Origin of the sequence: Sinomonas susongensis, assembly GCF_005877005.1 — a bacterium.
In the GTDB taxonomy this organism is placed as follows: domain Bacteria; phylum Actinomycetota; class Actinomycetes; order Actinomycetales; family Micrococcaceae; genus Sinomonas; species Sinomonas susongensis.
The window spans coordinates 42,038-65,147 of the sequence record NZ_SSNH01000003.1; the positions used below are offsets into that span (position 1 = coordinate 42,038).

The window sequence follows — 23,110 nt, forward strand, 5'->3', positions numbered from 1 at the left end:
CCGTCCGCGAGCCTCAGCCCTCGCACAGGCCGATGAAGGCTCCCAGCTCTTCGAGCGTTGCCGGCTTCGAGGGCAGATAGGCCGTCAGGCGCTGCGAGCGGACGACGACGGCGCGCCACATCGCTCGCGAGACCGCCACGTTGATCCGGTTCCTGTTGAGGAGGAACTCCATCCCGCGCGGAGCTTCGGACGGATCGGAAGATGCCATCGAGACGATCGCGACGACGGCTTCCTGCCCCTGGAACCGGTCCACTGTGCCGACCCGCGTTTCGCCGAGCCGTGACGCATCGAGGGCCGAGCGGATGAGGTTGACCTGGGCGTTGTACGGCGCCACGACAATGATGTCCTCGGGAACGAGCGCGCGCGTGGCGTGCCCGTCGTGCCACGTGAGGCCGAGGTGCTTCCGGACCTGTCTCACGACTTCGGCAGCCTCCTCGCTGGAGGCCGTCGCGTTCCCGGCATGCTCCACGAACACGGTTTCGACGCCCGCTGCGGCACCTTCGAGGGAGCGCCCGTGCGCCGGCGGTGCCGACGTGAGGCGATCCGCGTACGAAAGGCGTGAGATCTTCTCGCACAGCGCGGGCGACATGCGCCACGACTGGGGGAGGAAGTAGCCGAAGTCTTCGGGGAGGACCGCTTCACTGTCGGCGAGCCAGCCGAGCGCTGACTTGTCGACCGGTTCCGGATGCTGCCCCTGGCTCACCTGGGGGAGCTGCTGCGGGTCGCCGAGGAGGAGCAGTCGGGACGCGGCTCGGCTTACGGCAATCGTGTTCGCGAGCGAGAACTGGCCTGCCTCGTCGACGACGAGGAGGTCGAGCGAACCGGCCGGGACCGATGAGCCGGTCATGGTCCACGCGGTCCCGCCGACGAGGCATCCACCGGGGACACCGAGGAGCGTGGAGACGTCCTTGTCTCCCACAAGACTCCAGGGGACCTGGGCCTCCGAGGCCGCGCCGTCTTTGAGCTTCTTCGCCACGCGGTCCGCGGGGACTCCTGCCTCGATCGACCTGCACAGCACGTTTTCGACCACAGCATGAGAGTTGCCGACGACGCCGACCTTCCAGCCGGACGCGACGAGACGCTCGATGACCCGGCTCGCCACGAAGGTCTTCCCGCTTCCGGGAGGACCTTGGACGGCGAGGTAGGACCGGTCGAGCAGCCGGACTGCCGCCTCGATCACCGCAGGCAGCTCCGAAGCGTCCCGGGCCGCCGGAAGGGGAACCCCACCGCGGGTCCTCGGCGAAATCCGCCGGAGGAGGTCGACGGAGGGCTGCTCGAGCATCTCGGGGAGCGCCTCGGCGGCCCGGACCGCGAGCTCCCGCTGGGCAGCCTCGATGCTCTTCGAATCGGGTGGCGGGTCCTCCGTGAGCGCGACCGGGAGCTGGTCGTAGGGCTCCATGCCCTTGCGGGTCTTCTCGAAGACGTCCAGAACGTCATCTACTCCGTCGGAGCCCACGGAGAGGAGCACCGTCCCTGGGATGCCGTTCCGGCCGAGGCCTTGGGCGTCCGTGGGCTGGAGCGGAGCAGGAAGCGGCTGGGCGAACTCCCGAAACCACTTTCGGCTCGTGCGGAAGTCCGACCCGGGTGCGATCTGCCCCTTGAGCCTCACGGTGCGCGCCCACGTCTGCTTGTCCGGCTTCCAGTCCTCCAGGACCTCGGCCTCGCGCACAAGGAACGCGTCGCGGACCGCCTCGAGCTCGGCGAGCGGGCGCTCGAGCCGGTCGAAGTGGGCCCACCAGTACGACTTGCGTTCCCTCGGGTAGTAGCGGACTGCGGCGGCGAGCAGCGCGATGGCCGTGTCGTTCGCGCGCTCGTGGCCATCTCGCGTTCCTGCCTCGGTGCCGTCGCTTCCACGGCGTTCGAGGTACTCGAGCAGCGGCCTCTCCGCGGGTTCGGGCTCGACGACGATGGCCGGTTCCGACACTTCCCGCGAGAGGGCTGGCGCGCCGGGCCGCAGCGCCGCGAGCCCACGAAGCCAGCGATCGAGCCGCAGTGTGGAGAAGCAGTCGTCCTCGTTGTAGTCGAGGATGAGGTCCAAGAGGCGCTTGGCCTCGACCTCGTCACCGTCGGCCCGTGCAGTGCAGAAGGCCGCGTACATCTCGACGGATCCGGCCGCGCTCTGGAGCTCGGAGGTCCGGAGGTCATCGCCCATGTAGAGCGGTTCGAGCTTCTTGATGGAGTATGAGCGCTCCGAGATGCGGATGCTGTGTCTGACCGTCTCGTAGAGGTCCACGAGCAGCCCCTCGCGCAGCCACGTGTCGATCACGTCCTCGGCGGCGGCGTGCCGTTGGGAGAGACGTCGCAGCGCGGTCTTCTCGTAGGCCGCGTAGTGGTAGACGTGCATCCGAGGGTGGCGGGCCCGCCGGTATTCGATGTAGTCGACGAACGCGAGGAATGCGGCCTTCTCCTCGCCCAGCGTGTGGGCGAGGAACGGGCGGAAGCGGGGTTCGCCGTCGTCCGCTGACGGCTCGAGGACGCCGAAGAGGTACTCGATACCCCAGAGGCCCGTCGCGGCGTCCTGCCACAGCGGGTCGCCCTCGAAGTCGAAGTACACATCGCCCGGATCCGAGGGCGGAAGCGCGCCGATGGTGTGCTGCGGCAGGACCTTGAACCGGACTTCGTGGGCGGGCTCGTCGCCGTGGGCGGGGGCGAGAGCTCCGCCGTCGCCCGATTCGAGCCCCGTCTGGAAGCGAGCCTGATCGCGGAGGCGCGCGAGAGTTGCGTCGTCGTGGGGTTCGGGGACGGCAGCAAGATCCTCGATGGTCCGGATCCCTGCCTCGCGCAGCTTCTTCCGGCGCGCGAGGTTCATGCCCGCGACGAGCAGCACGTCCCGATGTTCGGCGACCTGGACCGAGCAGTAGTCGCAGCGGCCACAGGCTGCGACGTCTGGCATGTCCCACAGCGCAGGCTGGCCCAGCGCGAGGTGCCCGGCGACGAGGTCGGCGACCCTTCGCCGTCGTTCGCGATAGGCCGGAAGCAGGTCGGGCAGGCTGAATGACGCCTCCTCGCGCGTGCCGAGGATGAGCGTCACCTCGTCCGACGGCGGGAAGCCGGCTTTGGCGAGCTGCTCGCCGTAGGCAGCGAGCTGGAGGAGCGCCTCGACTTTCGCGTGGCGGGCGAGCTTTGTGTCGAACACCTGATAGTGGCCGTCCGCCTGCCGGATGAGGAAGTCGGACCGCCCGTGGAAGCGCCCGTCGAAGAAGGCGGCCTGGTAGACGACGTCCGCGCCTGCCCTGAGGGCCTCGAGCGACTCCGCCTGCTTGGCCTCGAGCACCTCGCGTTCCATGGTCTCGGCCGGCACGATCTCGGCCACTCCTGCCCTGCGGCCCGGGGACCACATCCCGTAGCGGCGCTTGAACTCGTCGAGGATCGAGAGCTCGTAACGATCGCCGAGGAGGGCAGCCCGCTCCCGCATCGGATCGCTCACGACGAGCTGCGGCACGCGGCCCAGCTTCTCGTCGAGCTGCCGGAGCAGCGCGAATTCGCACTTGGCCGCCGTCACAATGTCCGAGGCGGACAGCACCGGCTCGGTCTGGCCCCCGAGAAAGAACATGGGACTCCTTCCACTCCCTCGTATCCATGAGATCACTCGGGTCAGACATTTTTGGCCGTGCCGCCTGCGGCAAACCGTAGTCTGCAATTAAGATGCTGGATACCCAGAGCATCCACTCTGGGACGGCTGGCCTGTGACGGCACAAGGGTGCGTCACAGTCAGTCACCTTGTCTCGAACCAGCTGGTAACCCGAAAGCATGGGGAGGCAAGGTGTGATCCACGCAATGAGAGGGGATGGGATGGCGAAGAACGCCTCCGAGAAGCTGGATGCTCGACTCAAGGCGGTGCTCGACGGGCTGGCCGAGGCCCGATGGGCGGGGGAGAACCCGAACGCCGGAACCGTCCTCGCCCAGGCCGTCGAGCTCGTGCCGTTCGATGAGAACGAGTCGACGCTCCTGTCCGGCGGGATTCCGCGGGGCCACAAGGCGCTCACGACGGCCACGGCCAAGCTCGTGAAGGCGGGCTGGATGGTCAAGGGGCGCTCGGGCTGGTCGATCACGGACGAGGGGCTCCGCGCACTCGTGGCGTTTCCGACCGTCGACACGCTTGCCCAGGCGCTCGCCGAGGGGACCCCGATTCCTGCGGGGGTAGCGGTGCCCGCAGAGTCGCCGGTCAAGAAGAAGGCTGGAAAGAAGCGGACGGCGGCGCAGAAGGTTGCCGAGAAGGTCGGCGAAGCCGCGGAGGTTGTCGCGGAGGCGGCCGAGGCGCTTGTCGCCGAGGAGGCTGCGGAGTCCGAGGCTGCCGAGTCGGACGTGCTGGCATTCGGCGCGCCCGAGTCGAATGGTGCTCAGGCTCCCGTCGCCCAGCCCCATTCAGTGGCAATCGCAGGTGATTTCGGCGCTGCCCTGGGTGCGGAGGCCGACTGGGAGCCGAGCCTCGACGCGGTCCAGATGGGCCTCGACCCGAAAACGTCCCTGTGGCGCCGGACGGTCGAGCTTCCGCCCGGAACCTACACGTTCAAGATCGCCATCAACCGTTCGTGGGACGAGAACTACGGCGCGTTCGGCTTCCCGAATGGTGCGAACCACGAGCTCAAGCACGACGGCGGCCCCGTCACCATCGAGTACAACCACCAGACCAAGGACGTTGCCTTCTCCTGACCTCTACGGGCCTCGACTGCCCGGCGGCTGTCATCCGGAGCGATCAGGAGGACAGCCGCCGGGCAGTCGTTTCCTGTGGCACTGCGGTTATCCACATAGCCGATCCAGGACGGCGGCTGCTGGCTCCGGCCGGTTAGGGTCAGAGCGTCGCACCATTCGTCCTATGGGGGAGCCATGTTGCCGCGCGCGCCTCGCGCTGCCCGCCGTCGCGGGAAGCTGCATCGATCTGTCTCGATCGTCGTCGTCGGTGCCGCCACCGTGCTCGCGGCGTGGCTCGCAGGGATCATCGATCCGCCTGGGCTTGCCTCGCCGGCCCCATGGGCGTCCTCCCAGATCGGGAGCGTCCCTGCGGAGCGGCTCGTCGCCGCGAGGGCCGCGCTCGGACGGATAGGTGTCGAAGGGCGTGCGCCCAAGACGGGATACACGCGGGAACGCTTCGGCGAGGCCTGGGACGACGTCGACCGGAACGGCTGCGACACGAGGAACGACGTCTTGGCCCGCGACCTCCGCGACGTCGTCTTCGCGAGGGGCTCGGCGCGGTGCGTCGTCTCTTCCGGCACGCTCGACGATCCGTACACGGCAAAGCGCATCAGCTTCGCCCGGGGGGAGCGCTCGGCCGTTGTCCAGATCGATCACGTCGTGCCGCTCTCGGATGCGTGGCAGAAGGGCGCCCAGCGCTGGTCGGCGGAGAGACGGCGCGCCTTTGCGAACGATCCGGCCAACCTCCTCGCGGTGGACGGCCCCGCCAATCAGGAGAAGGGCGACGGCGATCTCGCGACATGGCTCCCACCCCAGCGCGCCTACCGCTGCGAATACGCCGTTCGGGTCGTGGAGGTCAAGGCCGAGTACGGGCTCTGGATGACGGACGCCGAGCACCGCAGGGCGGCCGATCTGCTCGGCCAGTGCAAGGCGGCCTGAGGGATGGAGTTAGCCGAGGTAGGGCTTGACCGCTGCGATGAGCTGGTCGCGGACCTCGACGGAGGAGAGCGAGAGGTCCACGGTCGCTGCTCCCAGACGGTGGCCGGCCGTCACGAACGACTCCGCGAGGGAGCAGCCGACTGCCGGATAGAGCAGAAGCCCACCGGCGGACGTAGCGAGCCGGTCGCGGGAGGCCTCCTGGGCCCGAACGCACGTGTACAGCTCGAAGAGGTGGCCGCTGCGCAGCGTCTCCTTCGCAAGGAGCCCGGCCGTGAGCGCGGGAGCGAACTTTGTGTCGAGGATGAGCCGTCGTCCCCGGATGGTGTCGTCGATCCAGACGTCCGTGACCAGGTGCGGGAGGACCGCGGCGAGGCCCATTGTGGCCTCGCTCGCCTTCCAGTCGACCTTCCTGCCCCGCTGGACCGTCCAGCCGCGACTGGTTCCATGGGCGATGTAGAAGCCGCCGACGGCGCGTTCGAACAGATGGCGGAACTGCCGCTCCGACAGGTCTCCGCGCCCGTGGCCCGGAGTCATGTAGCCCGATGGCAGGGCGAGCTCGAGGGCGAGCTTCGCGGCGAGCAGTACCGACCGGTCGCGGGCGTCGTTGCGGGTGATCCGGATGTGGGCGTTGCGGTCGCCTGCACGCCGGTCGAGGAGGCCTACGCCGAGGCCTCCGAGGCGCCGGGACTGGGCCTTGCAGCGACGGGAGAGCTCTTCGTCCGGGCACAGCGGCGCGACCGATTCGAGGGCAGTCCGGATCATCCGGTTGCGAGGGGTGTCGGCCGTGAGCTCGTCGAACCTGCACGCCACGAGCCCCCGGGACAGCAGCTGATGGGATTCGGTGCGCAGGGTGTCGATTCCGCCACGCACCCGGCTGAGGTCGCGGGCGGTGCGAGCGAACGACGGCGTGAGCGGTCGCCTCAGGCGGTCCTCGGTGCTCGCCACGAGGAGCTCGGCGAGCAGCTCGGGCAGCTTCTCGGGGTAGTCCTCGATCCCGTCGAACGCCTCGGGGCCCGACTGGTAGAGCTCAGACGCATAGAGCAGGAGGAGCCAGACATTCCGGATGGGGATTTCCGCTCCGTCGACGGCGACGAGACCGGGACCGTCCGGCGTCGTCCTCCAGCCAGAGCTCGTCACACGAGCCCTTCCGTGAGGGCCTCGGTGGCCGCCGCAGCCTTTGCTGGGTCGTCGAACCAGTACTCCTCGAGCGTTGGGACGATCTCGGTGTCCACGACGCCCCGGAACCAGTCCGGGAACGAGGTCACTCGCTCCTCGGCGGGCGGGGTCACGAAGCTGTGGCCGAGGCGGAACTCCCCGCCCAGGGCCGGATCCTCGGCGATCCGCTCATTGAGCGCCTGGAACCGGGTGCGGACCAGTTCGAGATGCTCGGGAGGCACGTTGTGACGATTCGACATCCACGCCTGCCATGCATCGTTGACGTTCGGCTCAAGCGAGACGAAGGCGAAGCGACGGCGGAACGCAAGGTCCATGATGGCGAGCGAACGGTCCGCGAGGTTCATCGTGCCGATGATGTACAGGTTGCTCGGCACGTGCACCGACTCGGAACCCGAGCGCGGATACGCAAGCTGCAGCGATTCGCGGGGCGAGCGTTTGCCCGCCTCGATGAGAGTCAGGAGCTCGCCGAAGACCTGCACGGGGTTCCCGCGGTTGATCTCCTCGATGAGCATCACATGAGGTACGTCAGGGTTGGCGTTCGCGCGCTCGACCATCTCGAGGAAGGGGCCGTCCACGAGCGTCAGCTTGCCGTCCGAGCCGGGCCGCCAGCCGCGCACAAAGTCCTCATAGCTCGAGTTCGGATGGAACTGCGTGGCGCGGAGGGCAGACTTGTTGTCCTTGGTGCCGATCAGGGCGTACGCGAGCCGCCGTGCGAGCCAGGTCTTGCCGGTGCCGGGAGGGCCTTGGAGGATGAGGTTCTTCTTGGAGCGCCAGCGCGCGAGGTAGCTGTTGAGCGCTGGCTCCGGGATGAAGCACCCGTCGGTCACGATGTCGTGCACGGTGTAGCTCGCCTGTGGCGAGATGGGCGTGGGGTCGTCGTCCTCGACTTCGGGCGCCTCGGCCGCCTCGGCATGGGCCCCTCGGCCATCGCGCTCGAGGTACGCCGTCCACGAGAGTTCGGGGAAGGAGTGCACCGCGAACTGCGGGTCCTCGAACTTGGAGGCAAGGGTGTCGAGGAGCTGCACGTACGCGATACCGTCGGCCGCGAAGAAGTCCTGATCGAGCATGAGCTCGGTCTTGAGGTACTGCCGGGAGCGGCCGTCGAGCGGGACGAAGTTCCACGGCCTGATCCAGAAGAGGCCCATCGTGAGCTTCGTGCCGACGCGGTAGATGTCACGCGCGCGGCTGTAGGCGTCAGCGAAGCGGAGGCGCTCGTGGTCCTCGCTCGAGTCGGCGGCCGCGAGGGCGCACTCGAACACGTCCCAGAGGGTGTCGATGTCGTCCTTGTGCCGGGTGGCGGCCGTGGGGAAGAACCACGAGTTCTGGTTGTTCAGCAGCGGGATGCCGTCGAAGCTCGTCGGTGCCGGGGTCCGCACGCCGAGGAGTTCCGCCCAGCCGGTGGCAATCTCGGTGCGCTTCTCCGGCGTCGCCCCCCGATTGAAGGTGCCCATCACTGTGAAGGGGCAGATGTCCCGAAGCGGCATGGGGTTGTCCCGGCGGTCCCGGTCGACGAGGAAGCCCAGTTCCTCGTGACGGTCCTGCATGTCCCTCAGGTGCCCGAGGAGCTCGGGGCGGCGGGTGCGGTAGGCGAGGAGCGCCGTCGCCATCTCCTCGTAGAACGCCGTCCACTCGAAGCGCTGCTCGGGCTTGGGGTCTGCATCGGCGAATCGCTTGGCCCAGGCCGGGTCGTTGCGGAACCTGTCGACGTCCTGGGGCTCCTTCCAGAACGCGAAGCGGATCAGGGCCTCGCGCATCCAGTGGCTCGGAGTGACCTTCCAGATGGTGTGGCGGCCAGTGTAGAAGTACCACTCGCGGGGCTTCTTGAGGCGTGTCCAGTCGACCTCGACGCGGCGGCCGTCTCCGGGGTTCGCGGTCACGACGCCGATCGCCTTGATGCTGAGGACTGGCACCGCGTGGCCGCGCGGGTCGAACGGCAGGCCGTCCTTGCGGACGTAGGTGGACTTGATGGCGATCTGATCGCCGACCTTCATCGACTTGACGGTCTCGAGGTAACGGTCTTCGAAGCCGTTCTCCCAGATTCCTTCGGTCACGAACCGGTCGGTCTGGTCCTGGGGGTCCCGGTCAGAGTAGTACGACCCGACGAACCAGTACTGGCCTTCGGGGACGCTCGCATCCGCCATCATTCCTGCTCTCTGCGCGTGCTGGGGGTGGGCACCCCAGAATTAGATCACGGGAAGATGAAGTAGCGGCTAACAGGGGAGGAGTCCAGCCGGAGGGCAGATGCGGGCCACAGCAGGATCATTTCCGCGCAGGCTTGGCCTCTATGTCAGCGACTCGGAGCGAGACGATTTCGCGGAGCACGTCGTCCGGCACCGGGTGCTCGGCGGAGAAGCGAAGCGTTCCCTTGTCCCAGTCGAAGCCCTCGAGCCTGTCCGCAAGGCGGGAGAAGACCTGGCCGCTGAACGGGTAGATCGCGAGGTGCTTCTTGGTCTCGAGCGCGCTGAGGAACGCCTTGCCGTGGACCATGAGTGCGGGCATGGCGTAGCTCGTCCCTTCGGTGGCGTCGGGGACCACTTCCCGCGCGACGGCCACGACGCGCTCGAGGGTCTCGCGGTTCGGTCCCGACAGCGTCGCAAGGTAATCAGTCACGGTTCCCATGGGGCCCATGATGGACCTCGCGGAGCCAGATGCAACCCTCGGCGCCTTACTTCCGCACCCGGTAGTGCAGGTGGGCGAAGCCGCTTGAGAATGTCGTCGCTTCAATGAGTTCGAGGTCCACCCGGAAGCCCGGCATTGCGGCGGTCCCGCCGCCCACCGACACTGGGGCGGGGAACAGGTGCACCTCGTCGATCAGCGAGGCCGCAAATGCGGGGGCGGCCAGGCCCCCGCCGCCGATCACGAGGTCGGTCTCGGCCGTCTCCTTGAGCTCGCGGACCGCAGCCGGCTCGAAGCGTGGCTCGAGGCGCATGCGCGACGTGTCGGTCTCCGTCAGCGTTCCCGAGAACACGATCTTCTCCGCGGCTCGCCACAGTTTGGAGAAGTCGGCCACGGCGGGCGAGGCGTCCTCGGCGAACCTGGGGTCATCCCACACCTTCATCACCTCGAACATCCGTCGTCCGTACAGGTACGTGCCGACCGGCCGGAGGAGGTCATTGACGTAGGCGTGCAGTTCCTCGTCCGGGACCGCCCAGCCGAACTCGGCGTCCCGGTCGGCTATGTAGCCGTCCACAGAGGTGATCGCGCTGTAGATGAGCTTGGCCATGCTCTCCTCCTCGAGGGCTGCCGGGATCGGGACTCAGAGCGATGCGAGGGCGTCCGGGATGAGGGTTTCCCCCTGATTGAAGCCGATGAACTTGCCCACTGTGTTCGGCATCCCGAGCACCGTCGCGACGACGGCTGCCACGTCGTCCCTGCTGACGTTCCGTGAATCGGTGTGGTCCGCGAGGTCGATCCTGCCCGACCCCGGCTCCCGGGTGAGGGTGCTCGGTGCGACGATCGTCCAGTCCAGCGACGTCGAGCGCAGGTAGTCGTCGGCGGCAGCCTTCGCCTCGGCGTAGGGGAAGAACGAGTGGTCCGGCGGGACTCCGTGGTCCTTCCGGGCACCGAGGTACGAGACCATGACGTACCGCTGCACTCCAGCGCTGGCGGCGGCGTCCATCGAGCGGATGGCAGCGTGGCGGTCCACGGCGTACGTGCGTGCCGGGCTTCCGCCGCCGGCCCCGGCTGACCACACGACCGCGTCGTAGCCGTTGAGCAGGTCGGCGAGCTGAGGGGTGTCGAGCTGCTCGACATCGGCGACGACGGGGTGGGCACCCGCCGCCGTCACATCCGTGGAGTGCTCCCGGTTGCGGATGACCGCGCTCACGAATTCTCCCCGTCCGGCGAGGATCGGCTCGAGTTTGAGTGCGACCTTTCCGTGCCCGCCGATGACTGCGATCCGTGCCATGATCGGTCTCCCTCCCGTGCCTTCTGCTTGACGCGTTCAGGAGCCACGCTATCGAGCGCTCCGTCCCACTTCTAGGGGCGGGTGCGCCGTGTCGTCCGACGACACGCCGGTCTCACCCCCGTGCGCCGAAGCGAACGCGGGCGAGACCGGCGGCTCGCGGAGCGGGTGCTAGCGGCCGAGCTGCGGATCGCTCGTGAGCGGGCGCCCGTCCTCGAGGCGACCGGCCAGGACGCGCACGAGCGTCGGCTCGGTGGTCGAGGCGACGGTGAGGTCATACCAGCCGCCCTGGGTCGGAACCACCACGGTCTTGGCCTGACCTGCGTTGAGCGTCAAGGCCTGCGACCCTGCACCGTACGCGTCGCTGAGCTTCAGCTCGACCGTCTTCGTGCCGGCGTTCTCCACGCGGAACTGCGCATGCCGCGCGGCCCCGTCCCCGGCGACCGTCACGCGGATGTCCGCGGCCGCCGTCGTCCCCGCGAGCCGCCGGTACCAGCCGGACGGTCCGTGCATCTGCACGTCGTAGGTCGCGCCGAGATTCCAGGAGGCGCTGAGGGACGTGCCCGCACCGATGGTGTACGAGTAGGGGGCTGCGGCGAGGAGGTTCGAGCGGAGCTGGACGTGCGCCCCGAGCTTGCCCGCGTTGGTCCAACGTGCGGTGAGCTTCCCGCCGTCGACCGCTGCCTCGACGCCCAGCGCGTAGCCGAGCGGGCGCGACGCCCGCGTGCCCGGCTCCTGCCTCGGCATCGAGTTGACCGCGGGAGGCGTGGGCACGTAGCTCGGGTGCCGATTCTGGTCCGCGGGCTTGTACGACGACGTGTCCGGCATCGCGGGAACGGTGCTGGCGGTCCCGGCGAAGTCGAAGGCGCTCGTGAGGTCACCGCAGACCGCCCGGCGCCACGCCGAGATGTTCGGCGACTGGGCGCCGAAGCGGGCCTCGAGGAAACGGATGATCGACGTGTGGTCGAACGTCTCCGAGCACACCCAGCCGCCCATGCTCCACGGCGAGGCGACGATCATGGGCACGCGGACACCGAGGCCGAAGTTCCCGGGGACGTCGTTCGCGCCGGCGTAGTACTCATCAGCGGTCGAGACTGTCGAGTCGCCCGGGATCTGCGGCGTGTTGGGGTGCGGGGGGACGACGTGGTCGAAGAAGCCGTCGTTCTCGTCGTACATGATGAACAGCGCGGTCTTGCTCCACACATCAGCGTTGGACGTGAGGATGTCCAGGATGTTCGCCATGTACCAGGCGCCGAAGTTCGGGGGCCAGTTGGAGTGCTCCGTGTAGGCCTCGGGCGCGACGATGTACGAGACCTGGGGGAGGGTGCCCGAGGCGACGTCGTTCCGGAAGATGCGGAAGAGGTCGTCGCCGGCCTTCGCGTTGGTGCCCGTGCGTGCCTTGTCGTAGAGCGGGCTGCCGGGCTGCGCGTTCTGGTACTGCTTGAAGTAGAGGAGCGAGTTGTCGCCGTAGTTGCCGATGTACGCGTTGCTCGTCCAGCCCCAGTAGCCAGCGGCGTCGAGCCCGTCGCCCACGTCCTGGTAGACCTTCCAGCTCACGCCGGCCTTCTCGAGCTGCTCGGGGTACGTGCTCCACGAGTAGCCGACCTCGGCGTTCCACAGGTCGGGGCCGCCGCCGGTGCCGTCGTTGCCGTCCCAGCCAGTGAACATGAAGTACCGGTTCGGGTCCGTGGGGCCGAGGACCGAGCAGTGGTAGTCGTCGCACACCGTGAACGCATCGGCCAGCGCGAAGTGGAACGGGATGTCACTGCGCTCGTAGAACGCCATGGTCGCCTCGGACTTGGCCGGGAGCCACTTGTCGTACTTTCCGTTGTCGAAGGCCTCGTGCGTGAGCTTCCACGAGTGGTCGAGGTCCTCCATGAACTGCATCCCGAGGTTCGGGGCGGTCGGGTGGTAGGGGAGGACGTCGCGGGTCCCGTTGTTCTGGTGCCAGACGATCTCGCCGCTCGGGAGGAGGGCCGGGTGCGGGTCGCCGAAGCCGCGTACGCCTTTGAGGGTGCCGAAGTAGTGGTCGAACGCGCGGTTCTCCTGCATGAAGACGACGACGTGCTCGACGTCCTTGATCGAGCCGGTCGCTCGGTTGGCAGGGATGGACGCGGCGCGGGCAACGCTCTCGCCGAGCATCTGCGAGATCGCAGTGGTTGCGCTTGCGGCGGCCGAAAGCTGGAGGAAGTGACGACGGTTCAAACCAGGCATGGGCAGTGCTCCTTATGGGTTCGGTGCTGCTGCTGTCCCCCGCGGAGGAGCCTGCCATGCGCAGGTGAAGCCCGGGTTGCGTTCCGCTGAAGTCACGCCGTCGAGATGGGAGCCTCGCTCCGGCTGCTACACCCGGGCCGGTTACTACACCTCGAGCCGCTCCGCCTCCCACTCGTCGAGGAGCTCCGGCAGCCGCGCCATGAGGAACCGGTAGAAGCGGCCCATCTCGTCGACCCGGGCCCGCGCCGGGGAGTCCTCCGGCAGGGCCTCGACGGTTGCCTCGGCGAGGTCGGCCAAGCGCTCGTACACCGGGTTCTGCCGGAGCGTGACGACGTACCAGGCGTTGTCGGGGAGCGCGTACCGGTCGCGCCGGCTGCCCGGCTGCGAGACGCGGTGCACGAAGCCGAGCGTCTGCAGGTACCGCACGGCGCCCGAGACGGCGGCCGGGCTCGCGGCGAGCACCTCCGCGAGCTCGGCGGCGGTGAGCGCGCCGTCCGGCGACACCACGAGCGCCATGAGCGCGCGGGCCGGCATCTTCGGGAACCCGGCAGCGGCGAGGACGGCCGCGGAGGTCTCCGCCGAGCCGGGCATTCGGGCTGAGTCTGTCATGCCGTTCCTATTTCCCTGCGGCGCATGAGCGCAAGCGATACGAGGGCCAGGACCGCAGCGACGGCGAGCATCCAGAAGCCGCCGCTCCAGTCCGTTCCCGTGCTCGTGACCACGGGGGTGTGGGTGAAGGGGGAGATGTCCCTGATCTTCTCGTCGAAGCCGAGCATGCCGCCGTAGATCCCGAGCACGACGCCGAGGCCGAGCAGCGCCCATCCCGCCGGGATGGTGGCGCGCGGCCAGACGACGAACACCGCGGCGGGAAGCGCGAGGTAGATGAGCGCGGCGGGCAGCTGGGCGAGCGCGGTCTGCCAGACGTCGCCGACGGCGGTCGAGGTGTCGCCCGAGGCGACGAGGGAGACCCACGCGCCGAGGGCCGTGAACCCCATGACGAGCACGACCGAGATGGCGCCGAGCCCCACGAAGCTCCCGAGCCAGCGCGCCCGGCCGACGGGTTCCGAGAGGACGAATTCGGCGGTTCCGGCGGCCTCCTCCTGCCGCATGCGGAGCACGGCCTGCACGCCGCACGCGGCCGCGAGGACGCCCGCGATCTCGAACAGGGCCGCGACGAGGAGCTGCGTCATGGACGTTCCCTGCGCCTCGACCATGGCCCGGAGGGCGTCGGTGATCGACGCGTTGCTCGAGAGGGTGGACTGGATCGCCGATCCGAGGGAGCCCGTGATGAGTCCGGTCGCGAGGCCGCCGAGGCACCAGCCGACGATGGTGCCCTGCTGGAGCCGGAACGCGAGCGCGAAGGTTCCGCGGAGCGAGGCGCGCGCATCGGGTCGTCCCGCGCGTCCTGCGAGGACGCTCGCCCCGACGTCGCGCCTCGCCATGATGAGGACGACGACGCCGATGCAGGCCGCGGCGAGGCCCACCGGCAGGAGGAGCGGCCAGAGGCGGTTGCCGGTGTAGGCGAAGGTCTGCTGGCCCCAGCCGGTGGGGGAGAGCCAGCTCGGCCACGCCGCGGTCACGGTCATGCCGTCCGCGCTCACCGTGCCGGTCGCGTCGCCATAGCCGCGGAGCAGGTACGCGAGCATCACGAGCGCGGCCGCAATGCCGTTCGCGGCGCGGGACGTGCTGAAGAACTGGCCCGCGAGGAGGCCGACCCCAAGGAACGCGAAGCCCGCGGCCCCCGTTGCCAGGCCCGCCACGAAGGACCCGGCGGGATCCAGCCCGCCGGCGATGAATCCGAGCGCGACAGCCACGGAGACGAGCGCATCCGCCACGAGCCCGTGCAGAACTGTCGCCGCCAGCGGCGACCAGCGGCCCGCCCCGGTCGCTGCCACGAGCTCGGCCCGCCCCGACTCCTCCTCGGCGCGGGTGTGCCGTACGGCCATGAACGTGTTCATGAGGCCCGCGAGGAGAGCGAGGAACGCGTAGATCTCGAAGAACGTGAACGAGTCGAGCGCGGGTCCGCGGGCGAGGCCGCGCAGCACGAGGATCGCGGGCGTCGCTGTCGCGAGCTGCAGCACCTGGGCGCGGGAGGCCTCGTCGCCGAACGTCTTCGCGATTGCAGAGACCGAGAAGAGGCCGAGCACGCCGATCGAGAGCACCCAGACCGCGAGCTGCAGCCGGTCGCGGCGGAGCCGCTGCCGGTACAGGATCCAGAGCGTGGACATCTCAGGCCCCCGTCCGCGCGGCGGAGCGATGACGACGGCGGTGCGGGGCGCCGTCGTCCGCTGGCTCCGGTGCCGCCGGGGTGACGTGATCCCCGTAGTGGCGGAGGAAGAGTTCCTCGAGCGACGGCGGCGTGACGAGGAGGCCCTTGACCCCGAGGCTGCCGAGGAGGGGAAGGACTTCGTGGACGCGGTCGGAGTCCGCGCTGAACTTGATCCGGCCCTCAGCGACCGTGAGGTCGTGGACCTGGCTCAGGGCATTGAGCGAGGTCGGGTCGACGCTGTCCTGCCAGAACGAGATCTCGGTGCGGGTGAGGTGGCGCAGCGAGTCGAGGGTGCCGCCGTCGACGATCCGGCCCGAGCGGATGATGCTCACACGGTCGGCGAGCTGTTCGACCTCCGAGAGGATGTGGCTCGAGAGGAGCACGGTCACCCCGTTCTCCCGAGCCAGGCGGCGGATCTCCCGCGTGAAGACGGACTCCATGAGGGGATCGAGGCCGCTCGTGGGTTCGTCGAGGAGGTAGACCTCGGCGGGTGTCACGAGGGCCGCGATGAGGGCGACCTTCTGGCGGTTGCCCTTCGAGTACGCGCGGCCCTTCTTGGTCGGATCGAAGTCGAAGAGCTCGCACAGGTGCCGCTTGCGCTCGCGGTAGGCGGCGTCGTCGGAACCGCCCCGGAGGCGGGAGACGAGGTCGATGGCCTCGCCGCCGGACAGGTTGGGCCAGATGCTCACATCCCCGGGGACACTCGCGATGCGGCGGTGGAGTTCGACGGCGTCGGTCCACGGGTCGCGGCCCAGCAGGCTGGCGCTGCCGGAGGACGCCCGCGCGAGCCCCAGCAGGATGCGCAGCGTCGTGGACTTCCCCGCGCCGTTCGGGCCGAGGAAGCCGTGGATTTCGCCCTCGCGAACCTCGAGGTCGAGGCCGTCGAGCGCTTTGACGTGGCCGAAGCTCTTGTGCAGATCGGTCGTCTTGATGACTGCGTCCATACCCGTCAGTGTGCACTTGTTTCAGAATTTTGTGAAGGTTCCGAAGTGCGTTGGGTGCGAGGTGGGGAATCAGTGAAGGAAGGTCAGGGTCGGGTTTACTTCGGCGGCAGCGAACTCGCGTACTCGACGCCGACCCGCACCCACCGCTCGAGGTCGTCCTCGGAAGCGATCGCTTCCGGGTCGACCCGCAGCCAGCCGTCCATCGGCCGGCCGCGCATGACGGCCAGTTCCACGCCGGGATGCGAGCAGAGCTCGTCGCTCGCGGCGGGATCCGCGCGGAGGAGCATGCCGCCCTGGCCGCTCGCGCTCACGGCCATGTTGCCGCCGATCATGAACGCGAGGCCGCCGAACATCTTCTTCTCGGTGAAATCGGATTTTCCGGTCAGGACGCCGCGGATCCTGCCTGCGAGCTCGTCGTCGTACGCCACGATGCTCATCCTCCCACGCCCGGTTGCCACGGCAAGCGGCTGGGTATCGAATCGGGTGGAGGAAACGAGACTCGGAGGCGCAATGAGCACATCAGTGGCAGTACTCGGAACCGGCATCATGGGCAGCGGCATGGCGAAGAACCTCGTCAGAGCGGGGTTCGACGTCACCGCCTGGAACCGTCACCGCGAGAAGGCCGAGCCGCTCGCGGAGGCGGGCATCAAGATAGCCAGCGACGCGAAGGACGCGGTCGCCGAGGCGGACTTCGTCCTCACCATGCTCTTCGACGCGGACGCGGTCGAGGACGTCATGGGGCAGGCGCTCCCGGCGATGCGCGAGGATGCTGTCTGGATCCAGAGCAGCACGGTCGGGCTGCCCGGCGTCGCCCGGCTCGCGGAGCGCGCCGGCTACGAGGGCATCGCCTTTGTCGACGCACCCGTGCTCGGCACGAGGCAGCCAGCCGAGGAGGGGACGCTGCTGGTCCTCGCGGGCTGCCCGAGCGACCTGCGTGAGCGGGTCCAGCCGGTCTTCGACGCAATCGGCTCGAAGACAGTCTGGGTGGGCGAGCTGCTCGGCGACGGCCACAAGCTCAAGCTCGTCGCCAATTCGTGGGTCCTCTCGATCGTGGGCGCGACGGCCCAGGCCGTGGACCTCACGAAGAGGCTCGGCCTCGACCCCACCCTCTTTCTCGAGACCATCTCGGGCGGGGCCACCGACTGTGCCTACGCGCAGTTGAAGGGCAAGGCCATGATTGCCGGCGAATTCCCGCCCGCGTTCCCGCTCAGCGGGGCGGCAAAGGACGCGCAGCTGATCGTCGAGGCGATGGACTACGCGGGGACGCGTTCCGCGTTCATGCAGTCGCTGGCCGCGCAGTTCCAGGATGCGATCGAGGCCGGCCACGGTTCAGAGGACATGGCGTCCGTGATCACGGCGTTCGACGGCGGTGATCAGGACCGCGCGAGCCTGTAGGAGTGCTCGCGGAGCCGGCGCGTCCACTCGTACGTGCCGGCCGTGGGCAGGACGCTGAGCAGCGGATCGAAACGGAGAGCCGTGTCCTGGACGCGGCCCTCTCCGTCGAGTTCGGCTCCGAGCCGCAGCGAGCCGAACCTCCGCCACGGCCCCAAGGGGCTGGCCCAGAAGAGGTCGAGCTCCCACTCGGTGTCTGGCCGGTAGCGCCCGGGCGCACCCGGGTCGGCGCCCCTCGTCGTCGCCCCGAGCAGCACCGGGCCCTTCCGGCCCCGGTACGGCATGAGCGAGGTGAGCCGCGCAGCTCCCGCCGTCCGATGCCACGTCAGCGCGAATCTGTTGGGGACGCGCCAACCGGTCGACGCAAGCAGGACGTCGGCGTCGCCGTCGTCCGTGTGGAGGCGGACCGCGAGGCCGACGATGTCCGGCCACGACACGGGCACGCCGAGCGAGCGCGAGAGACGCGCGGTGACCGGCGTCGTGCCCGGGGTGTCCAGGAAGTCGATGCCCGACGGCGGGCCGCCGCCTACGCGCTCGAGCGTCCCCTTGAGCAGGACACCCTGCGGATGGATGGGGCGGCGCGGGCGGAACGTCTTGAGGACGTCGAAGGCGCCGGCGAAGAGCTGCCCGAGGAGATCGGTCGGATGCGTCACTTGTTGCAGTCTGCCAAAGACGGTCCTGTTGTCATAGGGCAAGCATCGCCGACCTTATTCAACCGCCTCCCGCCGACTGTCGCGGCGGCCTACGGTGGGAGCATGACGAACCCCCGCACCATCCGCGGTGCCGTGCTGAACACGATGGGCGCCGAGCCTCCGTACGCGGACAGCCGCCCCATCACGATCGACGAGCTCGACCTCACCGGTCCCGGCCCGGGCGAACTGCTGGTCCGCATCGAGGCTGCCGGACTGTGCCACTCGGACCTTTCGGTCGTGAACGGCTCTCGCCCGCGGCCGCTGCCGATGCTCCTCGGGCATGAGGCGGCGGGGATCGTGGAGGCAGTGGGTCCGGGCGTGCAGTCGGTGCGGGTGGGCCAGCGCGTCGTCATGACCTTCCTGCCCCGCTGCGGCGAATGCGCCGCGTGCAAGACGGAGGGACGGCTGCCGTGCTCGGCGGGCAGCGCATCCAACGCGGAGGGGACCCTCCTGACGGGCACCCGCCACCTTGAGCGCGGCGGGGAGCCGGTGGCGCATCACCTCGGGGTCTCCGGCTTCGCGACGCACGCCGTCGTGGACGAGCGCTCCATCGTGCCGGTGGGCGACGACGTCCCGCCCACCGTCGCCGCGCTCCTGGGCTGCGAAAGGATCCCCTCGATGTCGGCGTCCGGCATGTCCCGCTTGTACGCGTCGGCCACGGTCTTGAAGCCTGCGGCCATCCCAAGCACCAGTCGGGTGTAATCCGGTGCCAGCGCCTCGATGACGCCGGTCACGAGCTGGGGGAGAACCTCGCGCAGCGCCTCGATCTGTTCCGGCGTGCCGCCGGCGAACGAAACCGACACACCCTCGTCGAGCCGAACCAGCGATTTCAAGGACTCCTTGAACATCTTCGTGGCCGCGGGGTCGTCGGGCTCCCATGAGAGGGTCGCCGTCAGGATCCCGATGCCGCGCTGGACCATTTCAGTGTCGTCGCTCATTGACCCATCATCACCCCGAAGTCAAAGGGGGATCGCGGCCCGCGCCAGAACTGGCCCAACGGACGACGGCGCCGCTCACCCAGGCGCGGCGGGTCGCCGGGCCCCAGTGTCGACTCGGTGATCGACCCTTTACTGATCCCCGCAGAGTGGTCAATACTCCGAAGGGTGCCGAGCACTTCCGAGTTCGAGCGCGCAGCGCCGACTGGCACTGGCGTCGATGTGCCCCACATTGGCCATGACTTCCACCAAGCCCTAGACATCCGAGACAAGCCATCGAACCGAAGCGAACAGGGAAAAGGAGAAGACAGCCGTGTCTGAGAGTGGCAGCGAAAGCGAGAACCCGGCAATCCCGACTCCGACTCCGAAGACGAGTCGGCCCAGGACGATCCACGACTGGTGGCCGAACCAGATCAACCTGCAGGTCCTCCATCAAGGCTCGCCCGAGTCCAGCCCCATGGGCCAGGACTACAACTATGCCGAGGAGTTCAAGAGCCTCGACGTCGAGGCGCTGAGGCAGGACCTCATCGCGCTCATGACCGACTCCCAGGACTGGTGGCCCGCGGACTACGGCCATTACGGGCCGTTCTTCATCCGCATGTCGTGGCACTCTGCGGGAACTTACCGCATCGAGGACGGCCGGGGCGGTGGCGGGAGCGGCGCGCAGCGTTTCGCTCCCCTCAACAGCTGGCCCGACAACGCAAGCCTCGACAAGGCGCGACGCCTGCTGTGGCCCATCAAGCAGAAGTACGGCCGCAAGATCTCGATGGCGGATCTGATCGTCTACGCGGGCAACGTCGCCATGGAATCCATGGGCTTCAAGACCTTCGGGTTCGGCTTCGGGCGGGAGGACATCTGGGAACCGCAAGAGGTCTTCTGGGGTCCCGAGGACACCTGGCTGGGCGACGAGCGCTACACGTCCCCCGGCGACTTCGAGAATCCGCTTGGCGCAGTCCAGATGGGCCTCATCTACGTGAACCCCGAAGGTCCGCAGGGAAATCCGGATCCGCTCGGGGCGGCGCACGATATCCGCGAGACGTTCCGACGGATGGCCATGAACGACGAGGAGACTGTGGCGCTCATCGCCGGGGGCCACACCTTCGGCAAGACCCATGGCGCAGTCAAGCCGGAGAATCTTGGACCCGAGCCCGAGGCTGCGCCCATCGAGCAGATGGGCCTCGGCTGGAAGAACTTCGCGGGGACGGGCAACGGACCCTACACGCTCACGAGCGGACTCGAAGGTGCGTGGACCAATGAGCCGACCAAGTGGGACAACGGCTTCTACGAGAACCTGATGAAGTACGACTGGGAGGTCACCGAAAGCCCGGCCGGAGCGAAGCAGTTCCGACCCACGAATCCCGAGGCCCAGAACACCGTTCCCGATGCTCACGACCCGTCGAAGCGCCACGCGCCGATGATGCTGACCACTGACGTGGCCTTGCGGGAAGACCCGATCTACGGGCCGATTTCCCAGCACTACTACGAGCACCCGGAGGAGCTCGCCGACGCCTTCGCGAAGGCCTGGTACAAGCTGCTCCACCGCGACATGGGCCCCGTCACCCGCTACCTCGGCCCGTGGGTCCCGGAGCCGCAGATCTGGCAGGACCCCGTTCCCGCCGTCGACCATGAACTGGTCGGGGCGAACGATCTAGCGGGTCTCAAGGCCAAGATCCTGGACTCGGGCCTCTCCATCTCCCAGCTCGTCTCGACGGCCTGGGCGTCGGCGTCGAGCTTCCGCAGCACCGACAAGCGCGGCGGAGCGAATGGCGCACGCATCCGTCTCGCGCCGCAGAAGGACTGGGAGGTCAACCAGCCTGCGGAGCTGGCCCAGGTGCTGCAGACCCTCGAGCAGATCCAGCAGGACTTCAACGACTCCCAGACGGGCGGCAAGAAGGTCTCGCTCGCTGACGTCATCGTCTTGGGCGGGGGTGCGGCAATCGAACAGGCGGCGAGGAAGGCCGGTTTCGAGATCATGGTCCCCTTCGCGCCCGGACGCACGGACGCCTCCCAGGAGCAGACGGACGTGGAGTCGTTCGCGGTGCTCGAGCCGAAGGCAGACGGCTTCCGCAACTACCTCCGGGCTGGCCAGAAGCTGCCACCGGAGACGATGCTCGTGGACAGGTCGTTCATGCTCAGCCTGACCGCGCCCGAGATGACCGTCCTCGTGGGCGGGATGCGGGCGCTCGGCGCCAACTTCGGGCAGTCGCAGCTCGGAGTGTTCACGGACCGGCCCGAGACGCTGACGAACGACTTCTTCGTCAATCTGGTCGACATGGGAACGGAGTGGAGGGCGTCCGAGTCCGAGGAGAACGTCTACGAGGGGCGCGACCGGGCTACAGGCGAACCCAAGTGGACGGCCACGGCCGTCGACCTTGTCTTCGGCTCCAACTCGCAGCTGCGCGCGATTGCCGAGGTCTACGCGTGCGACGACGCGAAGGAGAAGTTCGTCCGTGATTTCGTGAAGGCGTGGAGCAAGGTCATGAACCTCGATCGGTTCGATCTGACGCGTTAACCGTCTCTGGATGATGCAAGCAGGCCGCGGTCATCGCGTGATGACCGCGGCCTGCCTGTCTTTGGTCCCAGGTGGCGGCAGGCGCGCCTGGTTAGCGAACGACGACGGCGCAGGGCAAGCTCCGCATCATCGTCGCCTCCAGCGCCCACCGCCACCGGGGACGACGTTGGTGCCTCCTTCCGAGGCCTCACCGGCACGGGCGTGTACGGGTTGGTGGCGGCTGGACCGACCTGTCCTGTTGAGAGGGAGGACCAGGCGTGCCCGCCGCGTCCGGTCGCAACGGATGTTCAGGCGCTGACCGCGAGCGGTGTCGTCGTCTCCTCGACGCGTAGCGATGCGGCTGGGCACTACGCCCTTGATCTGGCGGCCGGGAACTACGTTCTCACCGTGACGGGAGCGGCGTGGCCGCGATGCTCGAGGATGCCGATCACGGTTCGAGCAGGACATGCGCCCCGAGCTGACATCTCGTGCGACACGGGCATCCGCTGAATGCGTTTCTCAGCAACCGGCTCCCCTCAGTGGTGCCCCTTTGGGCACGGCGGCGGCGCGCACCCCTGGGGAGTGCGCGCCGTCGTCGTTCGCGACGACTGGTCGTCCTCCCCTCGCAAGGCGGCTTCGGCGTCGTCGGACGTTTGAGGAGTCGCGGGAGCGACAACTTCGGGGAGCGAGCCCTTCTTGAGGGCGCGTTGCTCCATGTCGGCGACGGTCTTGTCTGCTTCCTGGAGTCGGCCTCGCTGCGCGAGCCATCTCGCGGACTCGGGGAGCTCGAACCGGAGCAGGATCGCGACGACGGCAAGGATCGCGCCGATCCCGTACATCCAGCGCGAGCCATCCTCGAAGCCGGGGCCGGCGGCGGCGAACGGGAGACCAAGGGGCCACGGGGTCGCGGGCGTCGTGAGCCAGAGGCCGAGCCAGATACCGAAGAACGCCCCGAGGGCGGACATGATGAAGATGACGGTGGTGAATTTCGCACGCGAACGCCTTGGTGCGACCTCGCTGATGTAGGTGTTGACGATCGCGAGGTCGGCGCCGATGCCGATACCCGTCACGATGCGGGAGATGGTGAAGTTCAGGTAGTCCGTCGAAAACGCCGTGTACAGGGAGCCCAAGCCGGTGATGAGCATGGTGACCAGCAGCATGTTGCGCCGTCCGATGCGGTCGGCGACCGGGCTGAGAACGAGTGTGCCCACCACGTAGCCCGCGAGGTTGAGTACGACTGGGAGGGGCAGGGCGTCGAGCGCGGTCTCGGGCGTGCAGCCCTTCTGGAGGCTCACGCACGTCTGGATGAACGAGACGTTGATGTCGAAGATGTCGTAGAAGGTGAAAAGGAACCCCAGGCCGATGATGGCGATGAACGACGGTGAGAGCGACCACACCTGAAGGCGGTCGAGCCGGGCGTTGATGCTGCGCGCGGAGACCGCGGTCGGGGCGGCGCTCACCGGCGGCAGTTCTCCGCTGGGATGGACGCGCGGACCGGAAGAGACATGAGCTTCCCTCAATT

At 68.4% G+C, this 23,110-nt stretch carries 17 protein-coding genes and 1 pseudogene; 5 read left to right on the top strand and 13 right to left on the bottom strand.

Going from position 1 to position 23,110, the window contains the following annotated elements; all coding sequences use genetic code 11:
- Positions 1 to 13 precede the first annotated feature (13 nt).
- On the bottom strand, positions 14 to 3,553 hold the full coding sequence (locus E6A21_RS05480) for a TM0106 family RecB-like putative nuclease (RefSeq protein ID WP_138443148.1): 3,540 nt from the start codon (positions 3,551 to 3,553) through the stop codon (positions 14 to 16).
- Between the two features lie 239 nt (positions 3,554 to 3,792).
- Here E6A21_RS05480 and E6A21_RS05485 point away from each other — a divergent pair, with 239 nt between their 5' ends.
- The gene (locus tag E6A21_RS05485) at positions 3,793 to 4,653 is read left to right on the top strand and encodes a pullulanase X25 domain-containing protein (protein WP_138443149.1); all 861 of its coding nucleotides are present in this window, start codon (positions 3,793 to 3,795) and stop codon (positions 4,651 to 4,653) included.
- Between the two features lie 174 nt (positions 4,654 to 4,827).
- Complete coding sequence (locus tag E6A21_RS05490; protein ID WP_138443150.1) at positions 4,828 to 5,571, top strand: HNH endonuclease family protein; 744 nt, start codon at positions 4,828 to 4,830, stop codon at positions 5,569 to 5,571.
- Between the two features lie 9 nt (positions 5,572 to 5,580).
- Here E6A21_RS05490 and E6A21_RS05495 read toward each other — a convergent pair whose 3' ends face one another.
- The 10 genes from E6A21_RS05495 to E6A21_RS05540 form a co-directional block, all read right to left on the bottom strand.
- A complete protein-coding gene (locus E6A21_RS05495) occupies positions 5,581 to 6,708 on the bottom strand; it encodes a 5-methylcytosine restriction system specificity protein McrC (protein ID WP_171041277.1) in 1,128 nt (375 codons plus the stop codon).
- Positions 6,705 to 8,891, bottom strand: coding sequence for an McrB family protein (locus E6A21_RS05500; protein WP_212745873.1), 2,187 nt, complete (start codon positions 8,889 to 8,891; stop codon positions 6,705 to 6,707). The genes E6A21_RS05495 and E6A21_RS05500 overlap by 4 nt, the downstream gene beginning before the upstream one ends.
- Positions 8,892 to 9,006: 115 nt before the next feature.
- The gene (locus tag E6A21_RS05505) at positions 9,007 to 9,366 is read right to left on the bottom strand and encodes an iron chaperone (protein WP_138443152.1); all 360 of its coding nucleotides are present in this window, start codon (positions 9,364 to 9,366) and stop codon (positions 9,007 to 9,009) included.
- 46 nt (positions 9,367 to 9,412) lie between these two features.
- Positions 9,413 to 9,970 (bottom strand): dihydrofolate reductase family protein, encoded by a 558-nt coding sequence (locus tag E6A21_RS05510; RefSeq protein ID WP_138443153.1) that lies wholly within the window; start codon positions 9,968 to 9,970, stop codon positions 9,413 to 9,415.
- A gap of 33 nt (positions 9,971 to 10,003) precedes the next feature.
- The gene (locus E6A21_RS05515) at positions 10,004 to 10,654 is read right to left on the bottom strand and encodes an SDR family oxidoreductase (protein WP_138443154.1); all 651 of its coding nucleotides are present in this window, start codon (positions 10,652 to 10,654) and stop codon (positions 10,004 to 10,006) included.
- Between the two features lie 168 nt (positions 10,655 to 10,822).
- Positions 10,823 to 12,865 (bottom strand): phosphocholine-specific phospholipase C, encoded by a 2,043-nt coding sequence (locus E6A21_RS05520; RefSeq protein WP_138443155.1) that lies wholly within the window; start codon positions 12,863 to 12,865, stop codon positions 10,823 to 10,825.
- Positions 12,866 to 13,009: 144 nt separating this feature from the next.
- Entirely contained in the window at positions 13,010 to 13,474 is a 465-nt protein-coding gene (locus E6A21_RS05525) for a GbsR/MarR family transcriptional regulator (RefSeq protein WP_138443156.1), read from the bottom strand.
- Positions 13,471 to 15,093, bottom strand: coding sequence for an ABC transporter permease (locus E6A21_RS05530; RefSeq protein ID WP_246036214.1), 1,623 nt, complete (start codon positions 15,091 to 15,093; stop codon positions 13,471 to 13,473). Before E6A21_RS05530 ends, E6A21_RS05525 begins: the two co-directional genes overlap by 4 nt.
- 1 nt (position 15,094) lies before the next feature.
- Positions 15,095 to 16,078 (bottom strand): ABC transporter ATP-binding protein, encoded by a 984-nt coding sequence (locus E6A21_RS05535; RefSeq protein WP_138443158.1) that lies wholly within the window; start codon positions 16,076 to 16,078, stop codon positions 15,095 to 15,097.
- A gap of 95 nt (positions 16,079 to 16,173) precedes the next feature.
- Positions 16,174 to 16,515, bottom strand: a complete 342-nt coding sequence (locus tag E6A21_RS05540) for a TfoX/Sxy family protein (protein ID WP_246036215.1) — start codon at positions 16,513 to 16,515, stop codon at positions 16,174 to 16,176.
- On the opposite strand from E6A21_RS05540, the gene E6A21_RS05545 reads away from it, so the two are divergent.
- Complete coding sequence (locus tag E6A21_RS05545) at positions 16,508 to 17,473, top strand: NAD(P)-dependent oxidoreductase (RefSeq protein ID WP_342777844.1); 966 nt, start codon at positions 16,508 to 16,510, stop codon at positions 17,471 to 17,473. The genes E6A21_RS05540 and E6A21_RS05545 overlap by 8 nt on opposite strands.
- Here the strand turns inward: E6A21_RS05545 and E6A21_RS05550 are convergent.
- Positions 17,452 to 18,123 (bottom strand): catalase family protein, encoded by a 672-nt coding sequence (locus E6A21_RS05550; RefSeq protein WP_246036216.1) that lies wholly within the window; start codon positions 18,121 to 18,123, stop codon positions 17,452 to 17,454. The two genes, E6A21_RS05545 and E6A21_RS05550, sit on opposite strands and share 22 nt — an antisense overlap.
- 102 nt (positions 18,124 to 18,225) lie before the next feature.
- Here E6A21_RS05550 and E6A21_RS05555 point away from each other — a divergent pair.
- Both E6A21_RS05555 and katG read left to right on the top strand, forming a co-directional pair.
- Positions 18,226 to 18,765, top strand: a pseudogene (locus E6A21_RS05555) (alcohol dehydrogenase catalytic domain-containing protein); the annotation flags it as partial.
- Positions 18,766 to 19,410: 645 nt separating this feature from the next.
- A complete protein-coding gene (gene katG, locus E6A21_RS05560) occupies positions 19,411 to 21,609 on the top strand; it encodes a catalase/peroxidase HPI (RefSeq protein WP_138443162.1) in 2,199 nt (732 codons plus the stop codon).
- Positions 21,610 to 22,124: 515 nt separating this feature from the next.
- Here katG and E6A21_RS05565 read toward each other — a convergent pair.
- Positions 22,125 to 23,048 (bottom strand): MFS transporter, encoded by a 924-nt coding sequence (locus E6A21_RS05565; protein WP_138443163.1) that lies wholly within the window; start codon positions 23,046 to 23,048, stop codon positions 22,125 to 22,127.
- Positions 23,049 to 23,110: the final 62 nt, after the last annotated feature.

Bases quoted from the DNA above. Each gene is read 5' to 3' on its own strand.
- E6A21_RS05505 (WP_138443152.1), bottom strand. From the start codon at position 9,366: ATGGGAACCGTGACTGATTACCTTGCGACGCTGTCGGGACCGAACCGC.
- E6A21_RS05490 (WP_138443150.1), top strand. From the start codon at position 4,828: ATGTTGCCGCGCGCGCCTCGCGCTGCCCGCCGTCGCGGGAAGCTGCAT.
- E6A21_RS05510 (WP_138443153.1), bottom strand. From the start codon at position 9,970: ATGGCCAAGCTCATCTACAGCGCGATCACCTCTGTGGACGGCTACATA.
- E6A21_RS05525 (WP_138443156.1), bottom strand. From the start codon at position 13,474: ATGACAGACTCAGCCCGAATGCCCGGCTCGGCGGAGACCTCCGCGGCC.
- E6A21_RS05545 (WP_342777844.1), top strand. From the start codon at position 16,508: ATGCTCATCCTCCCACGCCCGGTTGCCACGGCAAGCGGCTGGGTATCG.
- E6A21_RS05480 (WP_138443148.1), bottom strand. From the start codon at position 3,553: ATGTTCTTTCTCGGGGGCCAGACCGAGCCGGTGCTGTCCGCCTCGGAC.
- E6A21_RS05540 (WP_246036215.1), bottom strand. From the start codon at position 16,515: ATGAGCATCGTGGCGTACGACGACGAGCTCGCAGGCAGGATCCGCGGC.
- E6A21_RS05530 (WP_246036214.1), bottom strand. From the start codon at position 15,093: ATGTCCACGCTCTGGATCCTGTACCGGCAGCGGCTCCGCCGCGACCGG.
- E6A21_RS05535 (WP_138443158.1), bottom strand. From the start codon at position 16,078: ATGGACGCAGTCATCAAGACGACCGATCTGCACAAGAGCTTCGGCCAC.
- E6A21_RS05520 (WP_138443155.1), bottom strand. From the start codon at position 12,865: ATGCCTGGTTTGAACCGTCGTCACTTCCTCCAGCTTTCGGCCGCCGCA.
- E6A21_RS05515 (WP_138443154.1), bottom strand. From the start codon at position 10,654: ATGGCACGGATCGCAGTCATCGGCGGGCACGGAAAGGTCGCACTCAAA.
- E6A21_RS05500 (WP_212745873.1), bottom strand. From the start codon at position 8,891: ATGATGGCGGATGCGAGCGTCCCCGAAGGCCAGTACTGGTTCGTCGGG.
- E6A21_RS05485 (WP_138443149.1), top strand. From the start codon at position 3,793: ATGGCGAAGAACGCCTCCGAGAAGCTGGATGCTCGACTCAAGGCGGTG.